The organism is Rhodococcus sp. NPDC057014 (genome assembly GCF_042673295.1).
Taxonomy (GTDB): Bacteria; Actinomycetota; Actinomycetes; order Mycobacteriales; family Mycobacteriaceae; genus Rhodococcus_F.
In genome coordinates, this window is the sequence record NZ_JBHUSF010000109.1 from 1 (window position 1) to 25,020 (window position 25,020).

The 25,020-nt window shown below is 69.5% G+C and carries 26 protein-coding genes; 5 read left to right on the forward strand and 21 right to left on the reverse strand.

Annotated elements, in window-relative coordinates:
- Positions 1 to 107: 107 nt before the first annotated feature.
- The 3 genes from ACFTZB_RS21530 to ACFTZB_RS21540 form a co-directional block, all read right to left on the reverse strand.
- The gene (locus ACFTZB_RS21530) at positions 108 to 1,139 is read right to left on the reverse strand and encodes a sulfate ABC transporter substrate-binding protein (protein ID WP_378433960.1); all 1,032 of its coding nucleotides are present in this window, start codon (positions 1,137 to 1,139) and stop codon (positions 108 to 110) included.
- A 181-nt stretch (positions 1,140 to 1,320) separates the two neighbouring features.
- Positions 1,321 to 1,449: an Ms4533A family Cys-rich leader peptide gene (locus ACFTZB_RS21535; RefSeq protein WP_369426194.1), complete on the reverse strand. Its 129-nt coding sequence runs from the start codon at positions 1,447 to 1,449 to the stop codon at positions 1,321 to 1,323.
- 86 nt (positions 1,450 to 1,535) lie between these two features.
- Positions 1,536 to 1,727, reverse strand: coding sequence for a hypothetical protein (locus ACFTZB_RS21540; RefSeq protein WP_005261263.1), 192 nt, complete (start codon positions 1,725 to 1,727; stop codon positions 1,536 to 1,538).
- 92 nt (positions 1,728 to 1,819) lie between these two features.
- On the opposite strand from ACFTZB_RS21540, the gene ACFTZB_RS21545 reads away from it, so the two are divergent.
- The gene (locus ACFTZB_RS21545) at positions 1,820 to 3,775 is read left to right on the forward strand and encodes a glycoside hydrolase family 15 protein (protein ID WP_124391294.1); all 1,956 of its coding nucleotides are present in this window, start codon (positions 1,820 to 1,822) and stop codon (positions 3,773 to 3,775) included.
- A gap of 56 nt (positions 3,776 to 3,831) precedes the next feature.
- Here the strand turns inward: ACFTZB_RS21545 and ACFTZB_RS21550 are convergent, their stop codons facing one another.
- Positions 3,832 to 4,770, reverse strand: coding sequence for an NAD(P)H-dependent flavin oxidoreductase (locus tag ACFTZB_RS21550; RefSeq protein WP_378433961.1), 939 nt, complete (start codon positions 4,768 to 4,770; stop codon positions 3,832 to 3,834).
- A gap of 50 nt (positions 4,771 to 4,820) precedes the next feature.
- Positions 4,821 to 6,713, reverse strand: a complete 1,893-nt coding sequence (gene lepA / locus ACFTZB_RS21555) for a translation elongation factor 4 (RefSeq protein ID WP_378433962.1) — start codon at positions 6,711 to 6,713, stop codon at positions 4,821 to 4,823.
- A gap of 65 nt (positions 6,714 to 6,778) precedes the next feature.
- Between lepA and ACFTZB_RS21560 the strand changes: the two genes are divergently transcribed.
- On the forward strand, positions 6,779 to 7,342 hold the full coding sequence (locus ACFTZB_RS21560; protein WP_378433963.1) for a type II toxin-antitoxin system PemK/MazF family toxin: 564 nt from the start codon (positions 6,779 to 6,781) through the stop codon (positions 7,340 to 7,342).
- 5 nt (positions 7,343 to 7,347) lie between these two features.
- Here the strand turns inward: ACFTZB_RS21560 and ACFTZB_RS21565 are convergent, their stop codons facing one another.
- From ACFTZB_RS21565 to ACFTZB_RS21585, 5 genes are all read right to left on the reverse strand, one after another.
- On the reverse strand, positions 7,348 to 8,196 hold the full coding sequence (locus tag ACFTZB_RS21565; protein WP_378433975.1) for an SGNH/GDSL hydrolase family protein: 849 nt from the start codon (positions 8,194 to 8,196) through the stop codon (positions 7,348 to 7,350).
- 44 nt (positions 8,197 to 8,240) lie between these two features.
- Positions 8,241 to 9,014 (reverse strand): aquaporin, encoded by a 774-nt coding sequence (locus ACFTZB_RS21570; protein ID WP_378433964.1) that lies wholly within the window; start codon positions 9,012 to 9,014, stop codon positions 8,241 to 8,243.
- Between the two features lie 64 nt (positions 9,015 to 9,078).
- On the reverse strand, positions 9,079 to 9,909 hold the full coding sequence (locus ACFTZB_RS21575) for a transglutaminase domain-containing protein (RefSeq protein ID WP_378433976.1): 831 nt from the start codon (positions 9,907 to 9,909) through the stop codon (positions 9,079 to 9,081).
- 8 nt (positions 9,910 to 9,917) lie between these two features.
- Positions 9,918 to 10,889: an alpha-E domain-containing protein gene (locus ACFTZB_RS21580; RefSeq protein WP_072946595.1), complete on the reverse strand. Its 972-nt coding sequence runs from the start codon at positions 10,887 to 10,889 to the stop codon at positions 9,918 to 9,920.
- A complete protein-coding gene (locus tag ACFTZB_RS21585) occupies positions 10,889 to 12,529 on the reverse strand; it encodes a circularly permuted type 2 ATP-grasp protein (protein ID WP_378433965.1) in 1,641 nt (546 codons plus the stop codon). Before ACFTZB_RS21585 ends, ACFTZB_RS21580 begins: the two co-directional genes overlap by 1 nt.
- A gap of 305 nt (positions 12,530 to 12,834) precedes the next feature.
- Between ACFTZB_RS21585 and rpsT the strand changes: the two genes are divergently transcribed.
- The gene (gene rpsT, locus ACFTZB_RS21590) at positions 12,835 to 13,095 is read left to right on the forward strand and encodes a 30S ribosomal protein S20 (protein ID WP_012688238.1); all 261 of its coding nucleotides are present in this window, start codon (positions 12,835 to 12,837) and stop codon (positions 13,093 to 13,095) included.
- Between the two features lie 84 nt (positions 13,096 to 13,179).
- On the opposite strand, the gene holA is transcribed toward rpsT, so the two are convergent.
- On the reverse strand, positions 13,180 to 14,157 hold the full coding sequence (holA, locus tag ACFTZB_RS21595) for a DNA polymerase III subunit delta (RefSeq protein WP_012688239.1): 978 nt from the start codon (positions 14,155 to 14,157) through the stop codon (positions 13,180 to 13,182).
- A gap of 114 nt (positions 14,158 to 14,271) precedes the next feature.
- Between holA and ACFTZB_RS21600 the strand changes: the two genes are divergently transcribed.
- Entirely contained in the window at positions 14,272 to 15,021 is a 750-nt protein-coding gene (locus ACFTZB_RS21600) for a hypothetical protein (protein ID WP_378433966.1), read from the forward strand.
- On the opposite strand, the gene ACFTZB_RS21605 is transcribed toward ACFTZB_RS21600, so the two are convergent.
- Positions 15,014 to 16,123: a glutamate--cysteine ligase gene (locus ACFTZB_RS21605; protein ID WP_378433967.1), complete on the reverse strand. Its 1,110-nt coding sequence runs from the start codon at positions 16,121 to 16,123 to the stop codon at positions 15,014 to 15,016. The two genes, ACFTZB_RS21600 and ACFTZB_RS21605, sit on opposite strands and share 8 nt — an antisense overlap.
- A 45-nt stretch (positions 16,124 to 16,168) precedes the next feature.
- Positions 16,169 to 17,719 carry a carboxylesterase/lipase family protein gene (locus ACFTZB_RS21610; protein WP_378433968.1) on the reverse strand — a complete coding sequence of 517 codons (1,551 nt, stop codon included), beginning with the start codon at positions 17,717 to 17,719 and terminating at the stop codon, positions 16,169 to 16,171.
- Positions 17,720 to 17,852: 133 nt separating this feature from the next.
- Between ACFTZB_RS21610 and ACFTZB_RS21615 the strand changes: the two genes are divergently transcribed.
- On the forward strand, positions 17,853 to 18,581 hold the full coding sequence (locus ACFTZB_RS21615; RefSeq protein WP_378433977.1) for an ANTAR domain-containing protein: 729 nt from the start codon (positions 17,853 to 17,855) through the stop codon (positions 18,579 to 18,581).
- Positions 18,582 to 18,587: 6 nt separating this feature from the next.
- Here ACFTZB_RS21615 and ACFTZB_RS21620 read toward each other — a convergent pair whose 3' ends face one another.
- The 8 genes from ACFTZB_RS21620 to nadD form a co-directional block, all read right to left on the reverse strand.
- Positions 18,588 to 18,842, reverse strand: a complete 255-nt coding sequence (locus ACFTZB_RS21620) for a hypothetical protein (protein ID WP_378433978.1) — start codon at positions 18,840 to 18,842, stop codon at positions 18,588 to 18,590.
- A 156-nt stretch (positions 18,843 to 18,998) separates the two neighbouring features.
- A complete protein-coding gene (locus ACFTZB_RS21625) occupies positions 18,999 to 20,558 on the reverse strand; it encodes a ComEC/Rec2 family competence protein (protein WP_378433969.1) in 1,560 nt (519 codons plus the stop codon).
- A complete protein-coding gene (locus tag ACFTZB_RS21630) occupies positions 20,558 to 21,418 on the reverse strand; it encodes a ComEA family DNA-binding protein (RefSeq protein ID WP_378433970.1) in 861 nt (286 codons plus the stop codon). The genes ACFTZB_RS21625 and ACFTZB_RS21630 overlap by 1 nt, the downstream gene beginning before the upstream one ends.
- A gap of 69 nt (positions 21,419 to 21,487) precedes the next feature.
- Positions 21,488 to 22,354 (reverse strand): DegV family protein, encoded by an 867-nt coding sequence (locus tag ACFTZB_RS21635; RefSeq protein WP_378433971.1) that lies wholly within the window; start codon positions 22,352 to 22,354, stop codon positions 21,488 to 21,490.
- Positions 22,355 to 22,358: 4 nt separating this feature from the next.
- Positions 22,359 to 23,156, reverse strand: a complete 798-nt coding sequence (gene octT / locus ACFTZB_RS21640) for a diglucosylglycerate octanoyltransferase (protein WP_378433972.1) — start codon at positions 23,154 to 23,156, stop codon at positions 22,359 to 22,361.
- Positions 23,143 to 23,802, reverse strand: a complete 660-nt coding sequence (locus ACFTZB_RS21645; RefSeq protein WP_378433973.1) for a histidine phosphatase family protein — start codon at positions 23,800 to 23,802, stop codon at positions 23,143 to 23,145. The genes octT and ACFTZB_RS21645 overlap by 14 nt, the downstream gene beginning before the upstream one ends.
- Entirely contained in the window at positions 23,799 to 24,269 is a 471-nt protein-coding gene (gene rsfS / locus ACFTZB_RS21650; RefSeq protein WP_378433974.1) for a ribosome silencing factor, read from the reverse strand. The genes ACFTZB_RS21645 and rsfS overlap by 4 nt, the downstream gene beginning before the upstream one ends.
- Before the next feature lie 34 nt (positions 24,270 to 24,303).
- Complete coding sequence (nadD, locus tag ACFTZB_RS21655) at positions 24,304 to 24,999, reverse strand: nicotinate-nucleotide adenylyltransferase (RefSeq protein ID WP_124391220.1); 696 nt, start codon at positions 24,997 to 24,999, stop codon at positions 24,304 to 24,306.
- Positions 25,000 to 25,020 lie beyond the last annotated feature (21 nt).

Sequence of the window (25,020 nt, forward strand, 5' to 3'; positions counted from 1 at the left end):
CGGCACCGGTGACCCGGGCGACCTTCTTGCGCGTAGGCGGAACGGGCGGAGGCGGCACCGTGATGCCGCGTCCGCCCGCCGTCGTCGTTGTGTCGCTCACGTCGGTCTTACTTGGTTGCGTTGTCGTAGATCACTGCGATGGACCCGGTGTCCTTGGCGAACACCTCGGAGTCGACCTTGGCCCAGCCGCCGAGATCGGCGATGGTCCACAGCTTGGCCGGCGCCGGGAACTTGTCGGCGAACTCCGTCGCGACCGCCGGATCGACCGGACGGAATCCGGCCTCGGCCCACAGCTTCTGACCCTCGGTGGTGTACAGGAAGTCCTTGAACGCGTTGGCCTTCTCCAGGTTCTTGCTGTTCGACAGCACCGCGACCGGGTTCTCGATCTTGAACGTGGTCGGCGGGGTCACGTGCTCGACGGGGTCACCGTTGCCCTCGATGAACAGGGCCTCGTTCTCGTAGCTGAGCAGCACGTCGCCGGTGCCCTGCAGGAACGCCTCCGACGCCTCACGGCCCGACTTCGGCTGAATCTTCACGTGGTCGTTCACCAGCGCGGTGATGTAGTCGAGTCCGGCCGCCGGGTCCTGGCCGCCGTTGCTCTTCGCCGCGTACGGCGCGAGCAGGTTCCACTTCGCGGATCCGGAGCTGAACGGGTTGGGGGTCACGACCTCGACGTCGGGGCGCAGCAGGTCGTCCCAGTCGCGGATGTTCTTCGGGTTGCCCTCACGCACCACGATGGTCACGACGGAACCGAACGGAATCCCGTTGTAGGCGTCCTGGTTCCAGCTCTTGTCCACCAGGCCGGCGTCGACGAGGCGGGTGATGTCGGGTTCGACGGAGAAGTTGACGAAGTCGGCCTCGGCGCCGTCCTTCACCTTGCGGGACTGGTCACCGGAGGCGCCGTAGGACGGCTGGAACGCCACGCCCTTGCCCTCGTCGGTGGCGTTGAACGCGGGGATCAGCTTGTCGAAGCCCGGCTTCGGCACGGCGTATGCGTACAGGTTGATGGTGCCCGCGCTGCCGTCGGCACCGGCGGAGTCGCCGCCGGCGGTGTCGCTGGCGCCGCCGCTGCACGCGGTCAGCGCAACAGCTCCGAGCGTCACGAGGGCCGTGAGAAGACTACGAGAACGGCGTTTCATGGGAGAAACCTTCCTGGGGATCTGTCACAGAGTGGTGGTGCGAAACAAGGGAGGTGGTGCTCGAGAGGGGAGAACGCAGGGATCGACCGAGTGGATCGGGAATGCGAACGACGATCGGCACCGCGAGGGGGGTCGGGCGTGCGCGGTGCCACCCGGGCGCAGGTCTGTGTGCGAGGAGAAATCAACAACAGTCGATGTCGGCGACTGCGAGCATGCCGACAGCGATCAACGCCAATTCATGGCGGACCTGGTGTACAGCGGCTTCAGACACGCCGTGAAATGTAGCAGAGCCTGAACCGACGTCCCACATCGAACAGGTTTACCGGGTGAGCAGCCAGGCGACGACGACGAGGACGATCAGCGCGAGCAGCGCGAGTGTGACGCGTGAGCGCGGCATCAGGGTTCCTCCACCTTAGAGACGTCCCGCCTGAGCAGGACGAAGACTGCGGCCAGCCCACGATCGAGCAGCCACGCCAGTCCCCGGCACACCGGCACCATCACCAGCAGCACGAGGGCGACCTGCGGAACGAACGGGAGTCCGGCGATCCACAGCTCGAAGCCGTCCCACCAACTCGCCATCCGGTCCACCGGGCCAGCCTATCGTCGACCGTCTCGTGACCGGCAGACAGGTGGACGGCAGACAGGTGGACGGCCGGGCGGCGGCGGTCGATGATGATCACATGGTGTCCAGCGACGCGCACTCCCACGGGCGGCTGCATGCGGCCCCGCATCATCACCACCATTCGTTCCCGCCGATCGACGACTACGCGTTCCTGTCGGACTGCGAGTCCACCTGCCTGATCGCCCGCAACGGCTCGGTCGAGTGGATGTGCATTCCCCGGCCCGACTCCCCCAGCATCTTCGGCGCCGTCCTCGACCGCAGCGCCGGCCACTTCCGCATCGGGCCGTACGGGCAGAACGTGCCCGCCGCCCGCCGCTACCTGCCGGGCGGACTGATCGTCGAGACGACGTGGCAGACCGAGACGGGCTGGCTGATCGTGCGCGACGCCCTCGTGCTCGGCCCGTGGCACAACGTCGAGCAGCGCTCGCGCTCGCACCGCCGCACCCCCACCGACTGGGACGCCGAACACATCCTGCTGCGGACGGTGAAGTGCGTCAACGGGACCGTCGAACTGGAGATGAGCTGCGAGCCCGCGTTCGACTACCACCGCGGCGCGGCGCATTGGGAGTACACGGGCAAGGTCTACGAGGAGGCCACCGCCACGTGTAAGTCGAGCCGCCCGGGCGACCACCCGACACTGCGGCTGACGACGAACATGAAGATCGGACTCGAGGGACGGGAGGCCAGGGCCCGGACCCGGATGGTCGAAGGCGACAACGTGTTCGTCGCCCTGTCGTGGGCGCACATGCCGGCGCCGCAGACGTTCGACGAGGCGGCCGACAAGATGTGGCAGACGGCGAAGTGCTGGCGCGAGTGGATCACCATCGGCCGCTTTCCCGACCACAAGTGGCGGGGCTACCTGCAGCGCAGCGCTCTCGCACTGAAGGGGTTGACGTACGCCCCCACCGGCGCCCTGCTCGCGGCGTCGACCACATCGCTCCCGGAAACCCCGGGCGGCGAACGAAATTGGGATTACCGCTACGCATGGGTGCGGGATTCGACGTTCGCACTGTGGGGCCTGTACAGCCTCGGACTCGACCGCGAGGCCAACGACTTCTTCTCGTTCATCTACGACGTGTCGAGCGCCGAGGACGGCAACCACCATCCGTTGCAGGTGATGTACGGCGTCGGCGGGGAGCAGACGCTGGAGGAGTCGGAGTTGCACCACCTCTCCGGTTACGACGGCGCGCGACCGGTGCGGATCGGAAACGGCGCCTACGACCAGGTCCAGCACGACATCTGGGGAACGATCCTCGATTCGGTGTACCTGCACGTGAAATCCCGTGAGCGGGTACCGGAAACCCTGTGGCCGATGCTCAAACGCCAGGTCGAGGAGGCGGTCAAGCATTGGCGCCTCCCCGACCGCGGGATCTGGGAGGTCCGCGGCGAGCCCCAGCACTTCACGTCGTCGAAGATCATGTGCTGGGTGGCCCTCGACCGCGGCGCGAAACTCGCCGACCAGCAGGGCGAGACGAGTTACGCGCAGCAGTGGTCCGAATTGGCCGACGAGATCAAGGACGACATCCTCGAACACGGCGTCGACGCACGCGGCGTCCTGACGCAGCGGTACGGCAGCGACAGCCTCGACGCGTCGCTGCTGCTCGCACCGCTGCTCCGGTTCCTGCCGGCCGACGATCCGCGGATCCGCGCGACCGTGCTCGCCATCGCGGACGAGTTGACCGAGGGCGGATTGGTGCTGCGTTACCGGGTGGAGACCACGGACGACGGGCTGAGCGGCAAGGAGGGCACGTTCACGATCTGCTCGTTCTGGCTCGTGTCCGCGCTCGTCGAGATCGGTGAACTCGACCGCGCGAAACGCCTGTGCGACCGGCTCCTCGGATTCGCCAGCCCCCTCAAGCTGTACGCGGAGGAGATCGATCCCGACTCGGGGCGGCACCTCGGCAACTTCCCGCAGGCGTTCACCCATCTGGCGCTGATCAACGCGGTGGTCCACGTCATTCGCGCCGAAGAGGCCGCGGCGGGCGGATTCCAGCCCGCCCACAACACGGTCTGATCAGGCGCGACAGCGAAGGCTGGCCTTCGCACCCTCGGTGGTTCGGGCGCTGCGGGTTACTCCGCGAAGCGATGCAGCAACCGCTCCGCGTCGGCCGCGATCTGCCGCACCACGGCCCCCGCCGGCCGCTCCGCCGTGACGAGACCCGCCGCTTCCCCGGCGTACACGACGCCGAGGTCCGGGTCCGCCGGATCGTAGGCGGCGGCGAGGTCGGCGCTTGGCGCCTCCGCGCCGTGCCAGCGCGACGTGAAGGCGTTGCTCAGCGCCCGCCCACCCCACCGGGCCGGCCACGGCTGGCTGCGCGCCTGGTCGAACACCGACGTGTACACCGTGTCGGCGCTGCCCGCCGCGATCAGCTTGCCGCGGGCGTACTCCGGCCCGATGGTCTCCGGGCTGGCCAGCAACGCGGTCCCGATCATCGCGCCCTCCGCGCCCGCGGCGAGCACCGCCGCGAGACCCCGACCGGTCGCGATACCGCCCGCGGCGAGCACCGGCAGCGTCGTGGCCTCCAGGACCTCCTGCAACAGCGGCAGCGTTCCGATCCTGCCGGTGTGGCCGCCCGCCTCGCCGCCCTGGGCGATCACGAAGTCGACGCCCGCCGCCTCCACGACCCGCAGGTCGTCGATCGTGTTCACCTGGGACACCACCAGCGCCCCCGTGGCGTGGATCCGCTCCACGTACGGGGCGGGGTCCCCGAACGACAGCGACACGACCCGCGGATTCTCCGCCAGAGCGGCGCCGAGGAGAGCGTCGTCGTCGTCGAGCGCCCAGGTCATCAATCCGATTCCGAACGCGTCGCCGCCGATGCCCCGCGCGACCGCCGTCTCCTTCGCCACCCACTCCGGGGTGGCGTAGCGGGCCGCGCCGAGCAGTCCGAGCCCGCCCGCCTTCGACACCTCGCCGACGAGGGTCCCACCGGCCCGTCCGCCCATCGGGGCGCCGAAGATCGGCACCTCGATTCCCAGTGTCCGGGTCAGCCAGGTTCCGAGGGCCACGTGCCGCACCTACTTTCGATCAGACGTCGACGGACAACAGGGTCGGGCGCCTACTTCTTCGGCTTGTCCCCGACGGACTCGGACGACAACGCCGCCACGAAGGCCTCCTGCGGAACCTCGACCCGGCCGATGGTCTTCATCCGCTTCTTGCCTTCCTTCTGCTTCTCGAGCAGCTTGCGCTTCCGGCTGATGTCGCCGCCGTAGCACTTGGCCAGCACGTCCTTGCGGATGGCGCGGATGTTCTCACGCGAGATGATCTTCGAGCCGATGGCCGCCTGGATCGGCACCTCGAACTGCTGGCGGGGAATCAGCTCCCGCAGCTTCGACGTCATCCGCCCGCCGTACGCGCCGGCCGCGGAACGGTGCACGATCGACGAGAACGCGTCGACGGCCTCACCCTGCAGCAGGATGTCCACCTTCACCAGATCCGCCTGCTGCTCGCCGGCCTCCTCGTAATCGAGGCTGGCGTAACCCTTGGTGCGCGACTTCAGGGCGTCGAAGAAGTCGAACATGATCTCGCCCATGGGCATCTCGTAGCGCAGCTCGACCCGGGTCTCGGACAGGTAGTCCATGCCGCCGAGTTCCCCGCGCCGGTTCTGGCACAGCTCCATGATCGCGCCGATGAATTCGCTCGGCGCGATGACCGTGCACTTCACCATCGGCTCGTACACCTCGCGGATCTTGCCCTCCGGCCAGTACGACGGGTTGGTGACGACGTGCTCGGCACCGTCCTCCATCACCACCCGGTACACCACGTTCGGCGACGTCGAGATCAGTTCGAGCCCGAACTCGCGCTCGAGGCGGTCGCGGGTGATCTCCATGTGCAGCAGTCCGAGGAAGCCGCACCGGAACCCGAACCCGAGCGCCACCGACGTCTCGGGCTCGTAGGCCAGGGCGGCGTCGTTGAGACGCAACTTGTCGAGGGCGTCGCGCAGCACCGGGTAGTCCGAACCGTCGAGCGGGTAGAGGCCGGAGTAGACCATCGGCTTGGGGTCGCGGTACCCGACGAGGGGTTCCGTCGCACCGCCGCGGGCGGCGGTGACCGTGTCGCCGACACGCGACTGCCGGACGTCCTTCACACCGGTGATGAGGTACCCCACCTCGCCGACACCGAGACCGATGCTGGCCTTCGGTTCGGGCGAGATGATGCCGACCTCGATGAGATCGTGCGTGGCGCCCGTCGACATCATGGTGATCTTCTCGCGCGGCGAGATCCGGCCGTCGACGACGCGGACGTACGTGACGACACCGCGGTACGCGTCGTACACCGAGTCGAAGATCATGGCGCGCGCCGGACCGTCGGGGTCGCCGACGGGCGCGGGGACCTGCCGCACCACCTCGTCGAGCAGTTCCTTCACGCCCATGCCGGTCTTGCCGGACACGCGCAGCACATCACCCGGTTCACACCCGGTGATGTGCGCGATCTCCTCGGCGTACCGGTCGGGATCGGCGGCGGGCAGGTCGATCTTGTTGAGCACCGGGATGATGGTGAGGTCCTTCTCCATCGCCAGGTACAGGTTGGCGAGGGTCTGCGCCTCGATGCCCTGCGCGGCATCCACCAGCAGGATCGCGCCCTCGCACGCCTCGAGCGCGCGGGAGACCTCGTACGTGAAGTCGACGTGCCCGGGGGTGTCGATGAGGTGGATGACGAACTCCTCGTCGCCCACCTTCCACGGGAGCCGGACGTTCTGCGCCTTGATCGTGATGCCGCGCTCACGCTCGATGTCCATGCGGTCGAGGTACTGGGCACGCATCTGCCGCTCCTCGACCACACCGGTGAGCTGGAGCATGCGGTCGGCCAGCGTCGACTTGCCGTGATCGATGTGCGCGATGATGCAGAAATTCCGGATCCGGGCAGGATCCGTGAACGTCTTGTCGGCGAAGCTGCTGATGGGGGACCCCTTACCTGGACCGGCACCGGCCCGGTTCCGGGCCACTGTCACCTGTCAGGATATCCAAGCCACCGCGTTGCGGCTGCTGCGGCATACACGCACTAAGCTCGGCGGCCATGGCGAGCACGTGGAGCAGCATCGGGAAGACGTTGGGCCGACTTGCACGGGACAAGGGACCGCAGCTGCTGGCGCAGCTGCAGAAGTCCGGCGCGCTGGACCGCGCGGCCGGTGTCCTGACCGGGTCGACGGCCGCCGCACCGAAGCCGGCGCCGGGCCGTCCCGTCACCGCCGGCTCCGCCCCCACCGCCCATCGGGCACGGAAGGTGGAGTACTCCCCCGACCTGGACGGTCGCGCGGATCCGGGCGAGATCGTCTGGACGTGGGTGGCGTACGAGGAGGACGCGAGTCAGGGCAAGGACCGGCCGGTGCTCGTCGTCGGGCGCGACGGCGACACCCTGCTGGGATTGATGCTGTCCTCGCAGAGCAAGCACGACGGCGACCGGGACTGGATCGCGGTCGGCTCGGGATCGTGGGACGCGGAGGGCCGCCCGAGCTGGATCCGGCTGGACCGGGTGCTGGACGTCCCGGAGGCGGGGATCCGCCGCGAGGGCGCCGTCATGGACCGGGACAAGTTCGAGATCGTCGCGCAGCGTCTGCGCAGGGACTTCAGCTGGCAGTGACGCCGTCACCGACCCAGGTCTTCGGAGATCATCTGGGCGATCGCGGTCATCGCGAGTGCGTTGGGATGCGCCGGTTCGGCGGGTGACTGCGGCGCGAGGCCCTCGAACCACCGCTGCCCCGTCGGCGCGCACGCGTCGTGTCCGCCGTCCACGGCGGCCTTCGCGATGTCGATGTAGTGCACTTCGTACCGGGCGGCGGCGTCGACGTAGATCTGATTGAACCGTTCGAAGTACCGCTCGAGCCAGACCGCGTCCGCGTCGGACACAGGCAGGTTCGGCCAGCAGCCGCGTCGGCCGACGGACCCGCCGTGCCCGATCAGGTAGACCTCGGCGTGCGGTGCCTTCGCCACGATCGCGGCCACCACGGCATCGACCTGCGGCGCCATCCTCGCGATCCCCTCGACCGTGAGCTGCTCCGCCCGCGGGTCGTCGCGGCAGTCGGCGTCGGCGCCGGGAACGAGGGCGCCGCAGCGCACCGACACGGGCAGGTGGTTGGAACCGCCGCCCCCGATGCTGAGCGTCACGACGTCGGTGTCCGCCCGCAGCGCATCGATCTGCGGCGGGACGAAGCGCGTCCCCACGAATTGCGCGGTGCTGATCACGTGGGCGGGTGTGGCGGCGGAGCACGTGACGTCGGTGAGAGTGGCGGCGCCGATCAGCCGCGCCAGCTTCGCCGGGTAGTTCAGGTCCGGCGATCGCAGGCACAGGTCGCGGTGCTCCGAGAATTCGATGAGCGGTCCGGACCCGCGGGAGTCGCCGAGGGCGACATACGACGGTCCCGGCCGGAGCGCGTCCTCGGCGGTCGCGGTCGCGGGGACCGTTCCGGTGAGCGCGACGACCGCGCACGCGAGAATTCCGGCCCGCAGGCCCCGGGCACCCGGCCCGGACCGGTCGGTGCTCAGCTCTGCAGTCGGTCGTACCGGCCGAACAGCGACCGGTAGACCAGCGCACCCACCGCGCCACCGATCAACGGGAACACGATGAACAACCACACCTGCGCGAGCGCACCGTTCTGGTAGGGCGCCACGGCGAGGCTGCGGGCCGGGTTGACGGACGTGTTGTCGATCGGGATCGACACGAGGTGGATCACGGCGAGCGTGAAGCCGATCGACACGCCGGCGAGGGGGACGTCGGAGATCTGGTCGGTGGACGCGAGGACGACGAACACGAGCAGCGCGGTGAGGAGGACCTCGACGATCATCGCGGCGCCGATGCCGTACCCGTTCTCGATGACTCCGCCGAGCGGTCCCTTGATGGCGGACGGACTGTGGGCGCCCCAGCCGTTGGCGCCGAGACCGTCGTCGGCGCGGTTGTACGACGGCAGGCTCTGCGCGATCGCGTAGACCACCACACCGGCGACGAGACCACCGATGACCTGCGCGACGACGTACAGACCCGCCTTCGCGACGGACAACCGGCCGAGGGCGAGGTGCCCCACCGTGACGGCAGGGTTGACGTGGCAGCCCGAGATCGGCCCGATGGCGTAGACGAGGAAGAGCAGGGTCAGTCCGAATGCCAGTGCCACACCGAGGTTCCCGACCTTGGCGCCGGCGAAGACCGCCGTCCCCACCGCCGCGAAGACCAGGACGAACGTACCGACCGCCTCTGCTACGTATTTCTTGAGATCCGAGATCGGTTCGACTTCTACGTATTCCTGTGCGGTTGGAGACATTGAACCCACCTTCGTCGAAATGGATCGTTAGTCCTGCTTTCCACAGATAGATCTGGGTGGCACTTTACGCCAGGCGGGTGATCTCCACGACGACTTCGAGGTCGGTTGCCCGGCCACCGGAGAAGATGCCCTTGAGCGGCGGAACGTCCGCGTAGTCCCGTCCGATACCCACGGACACGTGCTGTTCGTTCACCGCCACGGCGTTGGTCGGGTCGTATCCCCACCACGCGCCGGTCCACGCCTCCACCCACGCGTGACTCTCCCCCGCCACCGTCTCGTCCACCGCCGCGTCGGGTTTCGGGTGCAGATAGCCGGACACGTAGCGGCTCGGAATTCCCATGCTGCGCAACAGAACCAGAGTCAGGTGCGCGTAGTCCTGGCACACGCCCTGCCGTTCGGCCCACGCGTCGACCGCGGAGGTGTGGACGCCCGTCGTGCCCGGGACGTACTCCATCTCCCGGTGCACCCAGTCCGCCGCCGCCACAACGGCTTCGTCGGGGGTGCGCCCCTTGCGCAGATCCCGCGCGATGGTGTCGAGCTTGCGACTGCGCGGCACGAACGTGGTGTTGCTCAGCTGCTCGTTGAACCGGTCGGTGAGCGGCGGGCTCGCCAGTTCGTCCCAGTCCGCCTTCTCCTCCGGCTCCCAGAACGGCTCGGTCTCGACGACGGACAGTCCGGTGACCTCCAGTTCCTTGTGCGGCGCATGGAGATCGAACGCGGTGACGGCGGTGCCCCAGTAGTCGGTGTAGCGGTACGACCGGGTCGCCGGCGTCGTCTCCACCCGATTCAGGATCACCGTCTGCCTACTGTCACCGCGAGGGGTGAGCCGCGCCTCGTTGTACGAGGACGTCACCGGTGCGTCGTAGGCATATCCGGTGGTGTGCACCACTCTCATTCGCCAGCTCACAGCTCTCCCTCCACGACGGATTCGCCGCCGACGGCCCGTGCATCGGTCCACGCCACCCACGGCGCGGCGTGAAAATACTGCAGTGCGATCGCTTCTCCGAGCTCGCGGCAGGTCTCCTGCAATCCCGCGAGCCGATCCTGGAGATCCTCGAGGAGCACGCCGGGCGGCAGGAACTCGAGTTCGCTCCGGGCCCGGCCGAGCAGGCGCTGTGCCTCGGCCCGGGGCCCGACGCGGCTGTCGGGCTGGTGGTCGAGTTCGGCGAGGCACAGCTCCGCCTGCCGGATGGCGTGGAACACCGACCGCGGGAACAGCCGGTCCAGCAGGATGAACTCGACCACCCGGTTGGCGTCCAGCGCGCCGCGGTACGTGCGCAGGTAGGTGTCGTGGGCACCGGCGGAGCGCAGCACCGTCACCCACGCGGGCGAGGACGGGCGGTCGCCGGCGCGGGACAGCAGCATCCGCGCGAGCATGTCGACACGTTCGATCGAGCGGCCGAGCAGCAGGAAGCGGTACCCGTCGTCGCGGCTCATGGTCGAGTCGGCCAGGCCCGCGAACATCGCCGCTCGTTCCTCCACGTACCGGAAGAACTCGTGCGGGCCGAGACGCTTGGACGCCCGCTCCCGTTCGGCGAGGCCGTTGTACGTGGTGTTGAGGCACTCCCACATCTCGCTGGACGTGACCTCGCGGGCACCGCGCGCGTTCTCCCGGGCGCTCGCGAGGGAGTCGATGATCGAGCCCACCTGGTTGCGGCTGAACGCCACCAGTTCGGTCACCGACCGGACGTCGAGTTCGGTGTCGGGTGCCTCGATGCCGAGCACCCGCAGCAGCAACCGGGACGTGCGGTCCGGGTCCACCGACGCGTCGTCGAGGAGTTGATGCACGGCGACGTCGAGAATGCGGGCCATGTCGTCGGCCCGCTCGACGTACCGGCCGATCCAGTACAACGATTCGGCGTTCCTGGCCAGCATCAGCGATCACCTCCCCGGCCCTGTCGTTGGCGGCCCTGTTGTTGCTGTTGCTGTTGTTGCTGCTGGAGTTGGGTCGTGCTGAGTTCGGGTCCCTGCTCCGCCTCGGCGGACTGCGCCGGTGCGGCCACCAGCTCCTCGCCCGCGAGTTCGCGTTCCTCGTCGGAGCTCCTGCTCGCGAGCACCCAGGTGTCCTTGCTGCCGCCGCCCTGGCTGGAGTTCACGACGAGCGATCCCTCCGGCAGGGCCACCCGGGTCAGACCGCCCGGCAGCACCCAGACGTCGTCGCCGTCGTTCACGGCGAAGGGGCGCAGATCGACGTGCCGCGGAACCAGTTCGTCCCCGACCTTCGTCGGCACCGTGGACAGCTGGACGACGGGCTGCGCGATCCAGCCGCGGGGGTCGGCCTTGATCTTCCTCGTGATCGTGTTCAGCTCCTTCGGTGACGCGTCGGGGCCGAAGACGATGCCGTAGCCACCGGAACCCTCCACCGGTTTGATCACCAGTTCGCCGACCCGGTCCAGCACCTCCTCGCGTTCCTCGTCGAGCCAGCAGCGGAACGTGTCGACGTTCGCGAGCAGCGGCTTCTCCCCGAGGTAGTAGTCGATGATCTGCGGCACGTACGTGTAGACGAGTTTGTCGTCGCCGACGCCGTTCCCGACGGCACTCGAGATGACGACGTTGCCCGCGCGGGCCGCGTTCAGCACACCGGCCACCCCGAGCACCGAGTCCGGCCGGAAGTGCATCGGGTCGAGGTAGTCGTCGTCGATGCGGCGGTAGATGACGTCGACCTGCCGTTCGCCCTCGGTCGTGCGCATGTAGACCATGTTGTCGCGGCAGAACAGGTCGCGACCCTCGACGAGTTCGACGCCCATCTGGCGCGCGAGCAGCGAATGCTCGAAGTACGCCGAGTTCGCGACACCCGGGGTCAGGACGACGACGGTCGGGTCGGCCTCGTTGAGGGCGGCGGACGCTCGCAGCGCCCGCAGCAGGTGCGAGGCGTAGTCCCCGACGGACCGCACGCGGTGCGACATGAACAGGTCGGGGAACACCCGCGCCATCGTGCGGCGGTTCTCCATGACGTAGGACACTCCCGACGGCGAACGCAGGTTGTCCTCGAGCACGCGGAACACCCCGTTCTCGTCGCGGACGAGGTCGATGCCGGCGACGTGGATCCGCACCCCGTTCGGCGGGACGATCCCCGACGCTTCCCGGTGGAAGTGCTCGCACGAGGTGACCAACCTTTTCGGCAGCACGTGGTCTCGCAGGATGCGCTGCTCCCCGTACACGTCGTCGAGGAACATCTCGAGCGCCTGCACCCGCTGCTTGATGCCCTTCTCGAGACGCGTCCACTCCGCCGCCGCGATGACCCGGGGCACCAGGTCGAGCGGGAAGGGCCGTTCCTGACCGGACAGCGAGAACGTCACGCCCTGGTCGATGAACGCCCTGCCCAGGGCGTCGGATCGGGCGGCGAGGTCGGCCCTGTCCGCGGGCTCGAGCGCCTTGAAGACGCCCTTGTAGGGCGGGCGGACGGTGCCGTCGCGGTCGAACATCTCGTCGAACGCCAGTCCGTAGCGCCCGATGTCGGTGTATCCGTCGAAGACGTGCGCGGGTTCCGCGGGCTTGCGCGGCCGGGCGGTCACCCGTGTCCGCGGCGTGGTTCCCGCAGCCTTCCCACCCGCCTGCGTGCTGCCCCCCGATTTTCGGCCGGGGGCTTTCGAGGTTGCCGACGACTTCGTTATTGTTGACGACTTCGATGCTGGGGGCGTCATCCCAGACATGCTGCTACATGCACACCCGTTCAGCAGCACAGCCGCAGGATTCGTCGGCGCGTCCGGCACCGGTTTGAGATCGGACACCGATCACTGGTAATCTCGCCTGTCGGTGCATATGTGTGCGCCCAGAGCTTTCTCGACCGTAACCAGCTTAAGACGACAGGATTTTACGCGTGGCCAACATCAAGTCCCAGGTGAAGCGGATCCGTACCAACGAGGCGGCCCGACTCCGTAACCAGTCGGTGAAGTCCTCGCTGCGCACGGCGATCCGCTCGTTCCGCGAGGCTGCGGCGGCCGGTGACAAGGACAAGGCCAACGAGCTCCTCGTCGCCACCAGCCGCAAGCTCGACAAGGCAGCCAGCAAGGGCGTCATCCACGCCAACCAGGCTGCCAACAAGAAGTCTGCTCTCGCGCAGGCTGTCAACAAGATCTGACGGTTCTTCCGTCGTAGGCTCTCCAACAGCCGCTCGGTCCTCAGACCGAGCGGCTGTTGTCGTGTCTCCGTCGTCGTGTCGCCGTCAGATCTGGCGTAGCCGGGAGACGCGTCCCACGGCGCTCTCGACGGCGTAGTCCGCGTCGGCCGCCGCGCCCTTGACGTCGGCGTTCAGGGCGGCGACGATCCGCAGCGCCTCCCCGACCGACGTCGGGGTCCATCCCTTCGCGAGGGCCTGCGCCTTCTTGATCTTCCAGGGCGGCATGCCTAGTTCCGACGCCATCCGGAACGGGTCGCCCCGCCCGGCCGGAGCGACCCGGGCGATCGAGTGCACCGCGTCGGCCAGTGCGTCCGCGAGCAGCACATGGGGCACGCCCCGCAGCATCGCCCAGCGCAGCGCCTCGATCGCGCCCGCGGTGTCGCCGGCGACGGCCTTGTCTGCGACGTCGAATCCGCTCACCTCGGCCTTACCCGAGTAGTACCGCTGCACGGCGGCGACGTCGATCTTGCCGCCGGTGTCCGCCGTGAGCTGCGAGCACGCGGCGGCCAGTTCCCGCAGATTCGAGCCGACCCCCTCGAACACGCTCTGCACGACATCCGGCGACACCCGGACCCCGAGGGTGCGGAACTCGCCGCGGATGAACCCAATGAGCTCGCCGGACTTCAGTTTGGCGCACGGGTGCACCACGGCCCCGAGCTTCTCCAGCGCGCCGGTCATCGCCTTCGCACGCCCACCGCCCGAGTGCAGGACCACCAGGACGACGCCCGGAGGCGGGTCGCCTGCGGCGTCGAGGACCAGTGCCACCGCGTCCTTGCCCGCCTCCGCCGCGGCCTCGAGCACCACCACGCGGTCTTCGGCGAACAGGGACGGGCTGAGCAGTTCGGCGAGTTCGGCCGCCCCGGCGTCGCCCGCCCGCAGCCGGTTGACGGGGAGTTCGGCGCCGGCGGCCACGTTCGCGCTCGCGCGGACCTGACCGACGACCTGCGCCACCGCGCGTTCGACGAGGAATTCCTCGTCACCGAGGACGAGATGGAGCTGTTCGAGCTGAGTTGGAGTGCTCACGCGAAGATCGTGCCACGTGGGGCGGACACGTTCACGGACACCCCGAGGCGGGACGGGCAGGCGAACACCGGCGATCAGCACGCAACTACCGCGTCGGCGGTGGACACTCGTGATATGACCGCGGAATCCGAGGTGGACGGCGTCACCCGCGACGGCTTCGCGCACACGATCGACCTCGACGACGACCGCGCGGCAGGGCAACGGTACGAACTGAGTTTCCGGTACACCTGCCGCGACGGGTTGCTTCTGCGGTGGTCGGTGCAACTGGTGGCCCGCTGCTCGGTCTCCGGGCACGCCGAGGCCGTGTTCGCCGGTGGTCGATCCGCCCTCGAGCCGGTACTCGGCGTGGGCACGGCGAACGGCGCCGACGACGACTTCGACGCCGCGTGCGCCGTGTACGAGCACCAGTGGCGGTCGCTGCTCGACCCGGCAGGCGGCAGCCCGCGAGGCGAAGGCGAGCAGCGTCACCTGTCCGACGCGCTCGCCCTGTACGGGCGCACGTGGCGCAGCGCCGCCGGCCGTGTGGTCGCCGACCGGCTCGCGTCGTTCGCGAACGTCACCGTCCTCGCCCTGGGCACCGATCCTGCCTTCCAGGTGATGCGCCGCACCGCCGCCCACTATCCCGAACCGGTCGTCCTCGCCGTCTATCACCCCGAGGCGCAGCGCATCGACCTCAGCCTCGCCGACACCGCGACGGTGGAGGCGCTGATCGACGATCCGGGTCCGCTGCGCACCGGACCGGATTCCAGTGCGGGCACCCTGCTCGCGGGGCCCGGTTCCACCCGGCTGCTGCACCCCGGCTACCTCGGCTCCACCACCGCAACCGGTCTCACCGAGCTGACTCCGCCACCACCGCTCAGCTGACCACTTCGCGCGTCAGCAGGTCGACCACCGCCGCCAGCGTGCCGACGCGCGCGAACTCCGTCCGTTGCCTCTCCGCCCCGGTGCCGTCCCGCAGCACCGTGTCGAGGCCCGATTCGAGGAAGGCCCGGTCGCTCGCACCGAGTCCCGGGGCCACGCATTCGTTCAGCAGTTCCAGGTGCCTGCGGATCGGCAGGGACCGATCCGTCGCCGGGCTGGTGCATTCCCCGTCGAGTCCGTCCCGGGCCGCACGCCACAACTGCGCCCGCAGCAACTCGACGCGCAGCCACGGCACGGTGTCGCCGTCCGCCACGGACCGCAGCGCCCACCCGACGAGGCCCTTCACCACCACTGCGTAGAGCGCCGCGTGCGCAGCGGTCATGGCGACGTCCGCAATCCTGACCTCGATGGTCGGCTGCTTGTCGGAGAGCCGGACGTGCCAGTAGATCATTCCCCGGTCCATGGCGGCGCCGGTTCCGATCATGGCGCCGACCGACGACTCGTACTCGTCCGCGGAATCGAAGTGCGGTGGCGGTCCCGCCGACGGCCACCGCGACCACATGATGTGCCGCCAGCTGTGGTACCCGGTGTCGTGCCCGCTGTGGAACGGCGAGTTCGCGGCGAGAGCGAGAAGAACCGGGAGCCAGCTGCGCACCTGGTTGCTCACCAGCACACCCACGTCGCGGCTCGGGATCCCCACGTGCACGTGACAGCCGCACGTGGTCACGGTGTCCACGATCGACCCGAAGTGGCGGGCCATCTCTTCGTACCGCGGGCTCGGGGTGATCGCCGGGGGCAGCCCCTCGGCGATCAGCGAGGTTCCGCTGGGCACCAGCAACAGGTCACGGCCCGCGGCGGCCTTCATCAGCCGGCGTCGCAGGCTGCGCAATTCCTCGTGCAGTTCCTCCCCGGTGTGGCACACGCCCGTCGCCGTCTCGATCTGGCACCGGGCGAGCTCGCGCTGGAGCCCGTGAATGTCGTGGCCGGCCTCCGCGACCACGTCGGGTCCGGAGGAGGAGAGGTGACCGGACTCGTCGACGAGGAAGAACTCCTCCTCGACCCCCACGCTGAGGTCGCGATCCGATTCCGTTGCTGCAGCGCTCATTCAGCAGGTATCCCCGAGTTCGGCGGAGACGAAACCGGGCGCCGTTCAGGTGAAGCCGATGACTTCCTCACCCCACGCCCGGCGGAGTTCCCGGTCCGGGTCGTCGGCGACCGCATCGGAGCGGCCGATCAGCAGGGTCGTGCGGTCCACCTCGTCGTACCTCGGCCAGTCGGTCTCCGCTCCGGTTCCGTCCGGTGTGCCCTCGGTGGCGTAGGACAGCCACCGGCGCTGGATCCGCTCCGACACGTGACCGGCGGTCCGGTGCCCACCGAGCTTGAACGTGGGGTCGTGCGGGACGACACCGAAGTTGCCGAACACATAGGGCACCTCGGTGCCGTGGGTGGCACCGATCCGAGCGGCGCGCAGGAAGGGTGTGGCGTAGTCGAATCGGTACAGCCAGGTAGGCGCGACACGGCTGTGCGCCTCCGCGATCCACAGCGTCGGCATCCGGAACGCGGCGTCCCGCGAGATCTCCATCGCCGAGCGTTTCTTCGGGTAGTCGGGATACGCCGCGGCCACCTCCTGCTCCTCGTCGGCGGGAAGGTCGGGATGGTCGGCGGCGATCGCCACGAACATCTGATGGACGGCGTCCGGGGTGATCGGCATCAGGGGCGATTTCATCAGCCGGAACATCGAGGCCTCGTCCTTGTTCGTCCCGATCAGCAGCGGAATCCGATGCGCGAGGCCTTTGCGGAACGCCGCCACCGGGTAGTGCGGGACCACGTCCCCGTCGACGGTCGGGGCGACCGCCAGGGTGCCGGGGACCCGCGCGGGCACCTGCTGGACGAGTTCGATGCACGCTTTCGTCAGTACGTCGACGGGCAGGTCGCGCAGACGGCCCGCGTCGGCGGGCGCGATGTCGAGCAGTTCGAGAAACGACTCGGCGATGCTCTCGGCTCGCGCACTGCCGTACACGGACGTCGCAGGCGAACTCTCGGCGATCGCGCGGTGGAACAGCCCCTCCGCCTGCGGCGACGTCATCAACGTGGTGACCGAGCCGCCGCCGGCCGACTCCCCGAACAGGGTGACGTCGCCCGGGTCGCCGCCGAACGCCGCGATGTTGTCCCTGACCCAGGTCAGGGCCGCGATCTGATCGCGGAGGCCGAGGTTGGTGTCGAACGGGTGCTCGTCGGTCGAGAACGCGGAGAAGTCCAGGAACCCCAGCGCACCGAGCCGGTAATTGAATGTCACCACCACGACGTCGCCGCGCTCGATCAGCCGAGCCGGATCGTACATGCGCTGCCCGGACGAACCCAGGTAATAGGCCCCGCCGTGGATCCACACCATCACCGGCCGTGGTTGCCCCGCATCGGCGGCCGGCGCGAAGACGTTCAGGGTGAGGCAGTCCTCGTCGATGGTCAGACCGGGATCGATGGGCAGCGGCCCGTGCTCGTTCTGCGGCGCGATCGGACCGAACCGGGAACAGTCGCGCACCCCGTCGAAAGATCCGGGTGCGCGCGGCGCGCGGAGCCGCCACTCACCGATCGGCGGCGCGGCGTAGGGAATGCCCTTCCACGACAGGACACCGCCCTCCTGGACGCCTCGCAGCATGCCCTGGGCGACGGCCACGAGCGGGTTCTCGGTGTGCGAAACCATGACGTCATCTTGGCCCGGGCCGGCCGCCCCCGGAGTCCGTTCGCGAATTCTTCCGGCTCGGAGCGGCGCCGACCGCCCACTCTGGCAGACTGAATCAGTGAGCCGGGCCCACGCCCGCACGCTGGAGGAACCGATGCGAGACACCGCGCCCGATACGACACGCCTGCAGGCCGTCGGCAAGTCGGCGGTCACGTTCGCGACCCTCGCCGATCTCCTCTACGCGGGCCAGGATTTCGGGCAGGTCCACCAGGCCGTCTGCGACGCCGCACCGCTCCTCGTCGAGGGCTGTCAGCACGCGAGCCTGATGCTCCGGCAGGGCACCCGTTACGTGACGGTGGCGGCCAGCGACGACATCGCCGCCCGCGTCGACGAGCTCGAGCGCCTCGAGAACGAGGGGCCGTGCGTCGACGCGATCGTCAGCGACACTCCCCAGTTCGAAACGGACCTGTCCACGTCGACGCAATGGCCGCGGCTCTCCCAGCGGGTACTGGCCGAGACGCCGGTGCGTGGGGCGGCCGGATTCCGACTCGTCATCCTGGGACGCAAGGTCGGCGCCCTCGATCTGTTCTCCGACACGCCGGGAGCCCTGAACACCACGTCCGTGGAGCAGGGCATCATGCTCGCCTCGTTCGCGGCGGTGGCACTGGCAGCGGTACACGAGCACCTCGAGGCCGAGACCCTGCGCGCCGGCCTCGTGAGCAACCGCGAAATCGGGAAGGCGGTGGGACTGCTGATGGCGTTCCACAACATTTCCGAGACCCAGGCGATGGAGATTCTCCGCACCACCTCACAGGACATGAACCTCAAACTGGCGACGGTGGCGCAGGAGATCGTCGCGCACCATCACCGGAAGATGACCTGACCGCGGTCAGTCCGGCTCCGGCGAATCGGGGTTGCCCGCGATGCCGAGCATGGACAGCAGCATGCGGCAATCCGCGGCGTCGAGCGACTGGGCAGCGACGACCCGCTGCGCTCTCCACACCTGCCCGGCGTCGAGTTCGTCGTCCACGTCGAGATCCGTCCGCTCCGATTCCGACATCTCGCCCTCCAATGCGGGTGTGTTCCAAGACCGTTCGCCCTCGACATCTGCCACCGGATGGTAGTCGGTGTTCGGGTGTCTCATACGCACATCGGGAATCGAATTCGAAACGATACAGAAATCGCCCCTCCCCCGTAATTTCCGCGTGTCGCCGGCCTTCCTCCGCACCCATCCCCCGCAGAAGCAGTGCGGCACAAACCACTGCAGCACAACTGGATTCACGTTCGCATTCGGGTGTATTCACGCGAGGCGACCCAGCCAGGACGGCCAGATCGGCGCCCACAGCACCAGCACCCCGATCACGATTCCCGCGAGGACCAGCCGGGTTCCCCGGCTGCGCAGCGCTGCACCGATTGCCAGCACGGCACCGAGGACGAGGACCGCACCGGCGGGCCCCGACGGCACCGGAACCGAGGCCCCGGGGATCCGCGCGCCCCGCTCGGCCACCGTCACCAGCCACCACAGCGGCCACTGGGTCAGGCGCACCACCACTTCCGCGACGGGCACACTGACGCCCGCGATCAGCGCGGTGATCGCGCCCACCACGGTGATCGGGCCGATCACGGGGGCCACCAGGATGTTCGCGCAGATCGACACCGGACTTGCGGTGCCTGCCATGGCGGCCACGATCGGCGCGGTCACGGCGAAGGCGGCGACGGACACCGCCAGCGTCTCCGCCACCGCCCGCGGCCACCCGCGGCCCACCAGCGCGTCGACCCACACGGGCGCGATCACGATCAACCCGGCGGTGGCCGCCGCCGACAGAACGAAACCGAAGTTCACCGCCAGTGCCGGCGCCCACACCAGCAGGGCGATCACACCTGCTGCCAGCGCGGGCATCGCCTGTTTCCGCCGCCCCGCGACGAGCGCCAGCAGGGCGACCGAGCCCATCGCGGCGGCGCGCAGCACGCTGGGTGACGGGCGCGCGACCACCACGAACGCGACCAGAGCGGCGGCGGCCAGCGCCGCGCCGGCCCGCGGACCGAGCCCCATCCCGCGGACCACGAGCAGCACCGCCCCCAGCAGGATGCTGACGTTCGCCCCCGACACCGCCGTGAGGTGCGTCAGCCCGGTCGCGGTGAAGTCGTCCTTCACCTCCCGGGGCAGCGCGGAGGTGTCGCCCACCACCAACCCCGGCAGCAGCCCCGCCTCGGCGGCAGGCAGGACGGCGGCGGCCGCGGCGAATCGTGCCCGCAGGGCCCCGGCCCACCGCTGGTGCGCAGGCGCGGGACCGACCTCCGCCGGCGGTCCCGACACCCGGACCGCGGCCAGGCTCAGGTCCCGGTGCCGCGGCGGGCTCAGCTGCCCGCGCAGCACCACGTCCTGCCCCGGCAAGAGCCCGAGCCACCCGTCCGCCGGGGCGAGGAGAACCACCGCGCCGCCCGCGTGGATCGTCTCGCCTGCCCGGCGGATCTCGACGACGTTCGCGTTCACGAGGACGTGCCGTCCGAAGCCGGCGATCTCCCGGGGGTCGTCGACCGGGGTGACGACGAGCGTCACCCACGTCTCGTTGCGGGCGAGTTCGGTCATCGGGTGCCGTTCCACGGCCTGAACCCGCCAGGCCACCCCCGCAGCGCAGCACGAGCCGAACAGCAGTAGCGCGAGCGTCCCGGCCGCCCATCGTCGCGGTGACCGCAGGGCGCAGCGGGCGGCGAGCAGGACGGCCGACCCCGACAGGGCCGCCAGAAGCATCCACGCCGCACGGGAGCCGCCGAGGATGCCGATCAGCGTTGCCGCCCAGCAGATCCCGGCGAACGGGAGCAGCCGGAGGTCGAGGAGCCGCGGCTCACCCTCGGGCATCACAGGGTGACCTGGGCACGCAGTTTCTCCAGCCGCACCGGCCCGATCCCGTCCACCTCCCCCAGTTGTGAGATGTCGGTGAACCTGCCGTTCGTCGTGCGCCACGCCACGATCGCCGCCGCCGTGACCGGTCCCACACCGGGAAGGGCGTCGAGTTCCGTCTCCGTCGCCGTGTTGAGGTTCACCAGGCCACCGGCCGCGGTGTTCGCCGCACCCGCGGGTCCCGGCGAGCCCGCGGAGGTGCCGCCCACCGCGCTCGGTGGCGCCTGGGTGGTCGCGGCGCCCACGAGTACCTGATCGCCGTCCGACAGTCGTTGCGCCAGATTCAATCCGAGGGTGTCACCGCCGGCGCGCACACCCCCGGCCGCGGCGAGCGCGTCCGCCACCCGGGCGCCCGGCGGCAGCCGGACGAGGCCTGCCGACACCACGAGACCCACCACGCTGACGACGATTTCCTCGTCCGGTGCGGGTGCCGGTGCCGCTGCGGTGGCGGTCGTCGATTCCGGCGCCGGATTCAGGGAATGCACCCCCGCGGCAGGTAACGACGGAACGGCCTGCGCCGTCGGGCGATCGCTGCGCACCGCCAGCACCGTAGCCGCCGCGACGACGATTCCCACCACGACCAGCACGATCGCCCCGTACCGCCCGGGGTCGAATCGTGCGTCCCGCCACCGGTCGGGGATCGAGAAGCCGACTCGGTGGGCGGCGGACCACGTCTCGTCGCCGTCGAGGCCGGTGGCGCTCGGCTCGGCCAGCCACTCCGGCGCCGCCGGAGTGGCGGGCGGCAGCACGTCGCGTTCCCCCGACGTCAGGAACGCGAGCCGGCGCCGGCCTCTCGAACGTTCTTCCCTGATGCCCATGGACGCGACGCTAGAGTGCGGCGCCCCCGAAAACGCTGCGCCGACCCGGCATTCGAATCGGCCTGTGGATCAGCGCGACGTTGTGGATGAATCGTGGTTTTCGTCGGGCAGTGCGGGTTCCGAGCACAGCACGACGCCGATCGCGCCGACCCCGACATGGGCTCCGAGCACCGAGCTGAAATCGGTGACGACCAGATCGCTGACCTGCGGGATCCGGTCTTTCAGTTGCTGCGCCACCGCTTCGGCGCGCCGTGGGGTGCGCAAGTGATGCACAGCGACGGCCGTCCTGTCCAGACCCGCCAGTTCCACGGCCGCATCGACCATCCTGGCCATCGCCTTGGTCGAGGTCCGCGTCTTCTCCTTCAGCACCAGCCGGCCGTCCACGAGATGCAGCACCGGCTTCATCGCCAGTGCGGTGCCGAGCAGGGCGGCGGCGGTCCCGATCCGCCCTCCGCGGCGCAACTGGTCGAGCCGGTCGACGACGATCAGGCAACGCCCACGGCTCGCGACGTCGACCGCCCGCCGATAGGCCGTCTCGAGGTTCGCACCGGCCTGCGCCGCACGCGCCGCCTCGAGCACCGGGTACCCCAATCCCATTCCGGCCGACTGGGAGTCGACGATCCGCACGCGGCCGTCGAACTCCTGCGCCGCCTGGCGGCCCGCCTCCCACGTGCCGGACAGTTGCCGCGAGATGTGCACCGCGAGAACGCCGGCACCCTCACTCAGTTCCAGCGCTTCGGCGTAGGCCTCGGACAGTTCGCTCGGCGATGCGCCCGACGTGGTGACGCCGGCGAGGTCCTCGGGGACCTCGTCGATACCCTCCCGGAAGTCCTGGCCGCCACTGAGGACGTGGAGCGGGACCACTCGGATCCCGTACTGCTCGACGTGTTCGGGCAGGATCGATGCCGAAGAATCGGTGACGACGACGACGGGCATCGGACTACTCGGCTCCGCTCGGCACCGGGTCGGCCGGAACCGCGCACTCGGCGGAATCCGGCACGACGGCCGCCGCGCGGATCGCGGTCAGCATCGCCGCGGCCACCTCGGTGTGCCCGTCCCAGCCCCAGTGGATGCCGTCCGGATTTCCCTGATCGCTGAACACGTTGGCGCGCACCGCCTCCGCGAGGTCGACGAGCGGCACGTTCTTCTCCTCCGACCACGCGGTGATGGCGGCGACGGCACCGGGACGCCCCGCGTGGACCTTGCCGTAGGCCTCGCTGCGGTGCACCGACGGCAGAGTCCCGATGACGGGCAACTCGGGGCGCATGTACTCGAGCGCCGCGCGTGAGCTCTCCAGGTATTCGACACTCAGCCGCGGCGGCAGCGCCACCGGCCACCCCAGCGGGGCGAGCCGGGGCTGAAGCCACTGGTAGCCGCCCCGCACGACGCGCCGCAGCGCGGGCGGGCGGACGTAACGCAATTGTTCCCGCAACGCCGTCGGGAGCGGGGACGGCAGCGAATCCATGCCGCCGACGGCGAACACCACGGCGCCGGCGCGGGGAACCGCGGACCACACCCGTGGGTCCTGCGTCAGCGCCCACCACACGTCGCGGCTGGTCCAGCCGATCCGCGCCACCAACTCGACATCCCAGCCGAGTTGACGGGCAACGATATTGGGCCAGATGTCGGGGTGGTCGGACGGGAGCCCGCCCTTGGGTCCGTAGTACGACAGCGAATCGGCGAGCACGAGCAGGACGGGGCGTTCCCCGGAACCGGCACCCACCTCAGAGGACGTCACTGGCCACACTCGCGGAAGCGTTCCACACGTCGAGGCGCCAGCTGAGCGAATCGGGGTTCCCGTACGCGCTCAGCTGCACCCAGCTGGTGTTGCCCAGCCCGCCCAGCACCGGCCAGCGGTCCACGGGCAGATCCAGCAGGGCGGCGGTCAGTGCGGCGATCAATCCGCCGTGAGCGACCAGGACCACCGGCTTCTCGGCCCAGTCCTCGTGCTTCTCGACCAGCTCGGCGACCACCGGCTTGCTGCGCCGGGCGACGTCGATGCGACTCTCGCCGCCGGGCGGCGCCCACGTCGCGTCGCCGCGCCACACGGCGCGGGCGCCGGGTGCCCGCGCGTCGACGTCGAGGTGCGTGAGCCCCTGCCAGTCGCCGAGGTGCGTCTCCCGGAGGCGTTCGTCGATCTGCACCGGCAGACCGGCATTGTCGCCGACCTCGACGGCGGTGTCGTAGGCCCGCCGTAGATCGGAGGACACGATGGAGATGGGCCTGCGGCCGACGAGCGCGGTGGCGGCGGCGCGGGCCTGCGACCGCCCCAGCTCCGACAGTTCGGTGTCGAGCTGGCCCTGCATGCGGTTGTCGGCGTTGTACTCGGTCTGTCCGTGGCGGAGCAGTATCAGTCGCCGCGGGGCACGGGGAGCATCCGTCACAGCTCGGACTCCTCAGCATCGGCGGCGCCCGCACCGGCAGCCTCGGCGGCACCCGCACCGGCAGCCTCGGCGGCACCCGCACCGTTCGCGCCGGCCGGGCCGTGCTGGCCGATGCCCTCGACCGGCACGGCCGGGCAGTCCTTCCACAGCCGGTCGAGGGCGTAGAAGTTGCGTTCCTCGTTGTGCTGGACGTGGATGACGACGTCCACGAAATCGAGCAGTGCCCAACGGCCTTCGCGGGTGCCCTCGCGCCGCACCGGCTTGTGACCTGCCTCACGCAGCCGATCCTCGATGTTCTCGACGATCGCGTTCACCTGGCGCTCGTTGGGGGCGGAGGCGATGACGAAGCAGTCGGTGATGACCAGCTGCTCGGAAACATCGAGCACCACCACATCGGAGGCCAGCTTCTCGTCGGCAGCCACTGCCGCGATGCGTGCCATCTCGATGGCTTCGGTCGTTGCGCTCACGCGATGTTCTCCCAGTTCGTTCGGAAAGTGCTGTCTAACTCTTGGTCTTGTCCGGGGCCGGTTCGGACATCGTCGTCGCGCCGTCGAGGCGCTCGGAGTCCGGTGGCCGGTACAGGTTCCGTTTGGAGATGTACTGGACCACACCGTCCGGCACGAGGTACCACACAGGACGATGGCGGCTGGCGCGCCGCCGACATTCCGTCGAGGAGATCGCCAGAGCCGGAATCTCGATCAGCGTGACCGCGTCCTCCGGCAACGCATCCAGATGCCCGGCCAGATGTTCGGTGTTGAGATCGAATCCCGGACGCGACACCCCGACGAACTTCGCCAGCGAGAACAGTTCCTCCCAGTCCTGCCAGGACAGGATACTCGCCAGGGCGTCCGCACCGGTAATGAAGTACAGCTCGGCGTTCGGGTGGTAGCTGCGCAGATCCCGGAGGGTGTCGACGGTGTAGGTGACCTTCTCGCGGTCGACGTCGACCCGGCTGACCGAGAACCGCGGGTTCGACGCGGTGGCGATGACCGTCATCAGGTACCGGTCCTCGGCCGGGCTGACGCCCTTGCCCTGCTTCTGCCACGGCCTGCCGGTGGGCACGAAGACGACCTCGTCGAGGCTGAATCGGTCGGCCACCTCGCTGGCGGCCACCAGGTGACCGTGATGAATGGGGTCGAAGGTGCCGCCCATGACTCCCAGGCGGCGCCGACGCGCGCCCGTTGCTCCCTGTTCCACGAGTGTCGAGCTTACGTGCTC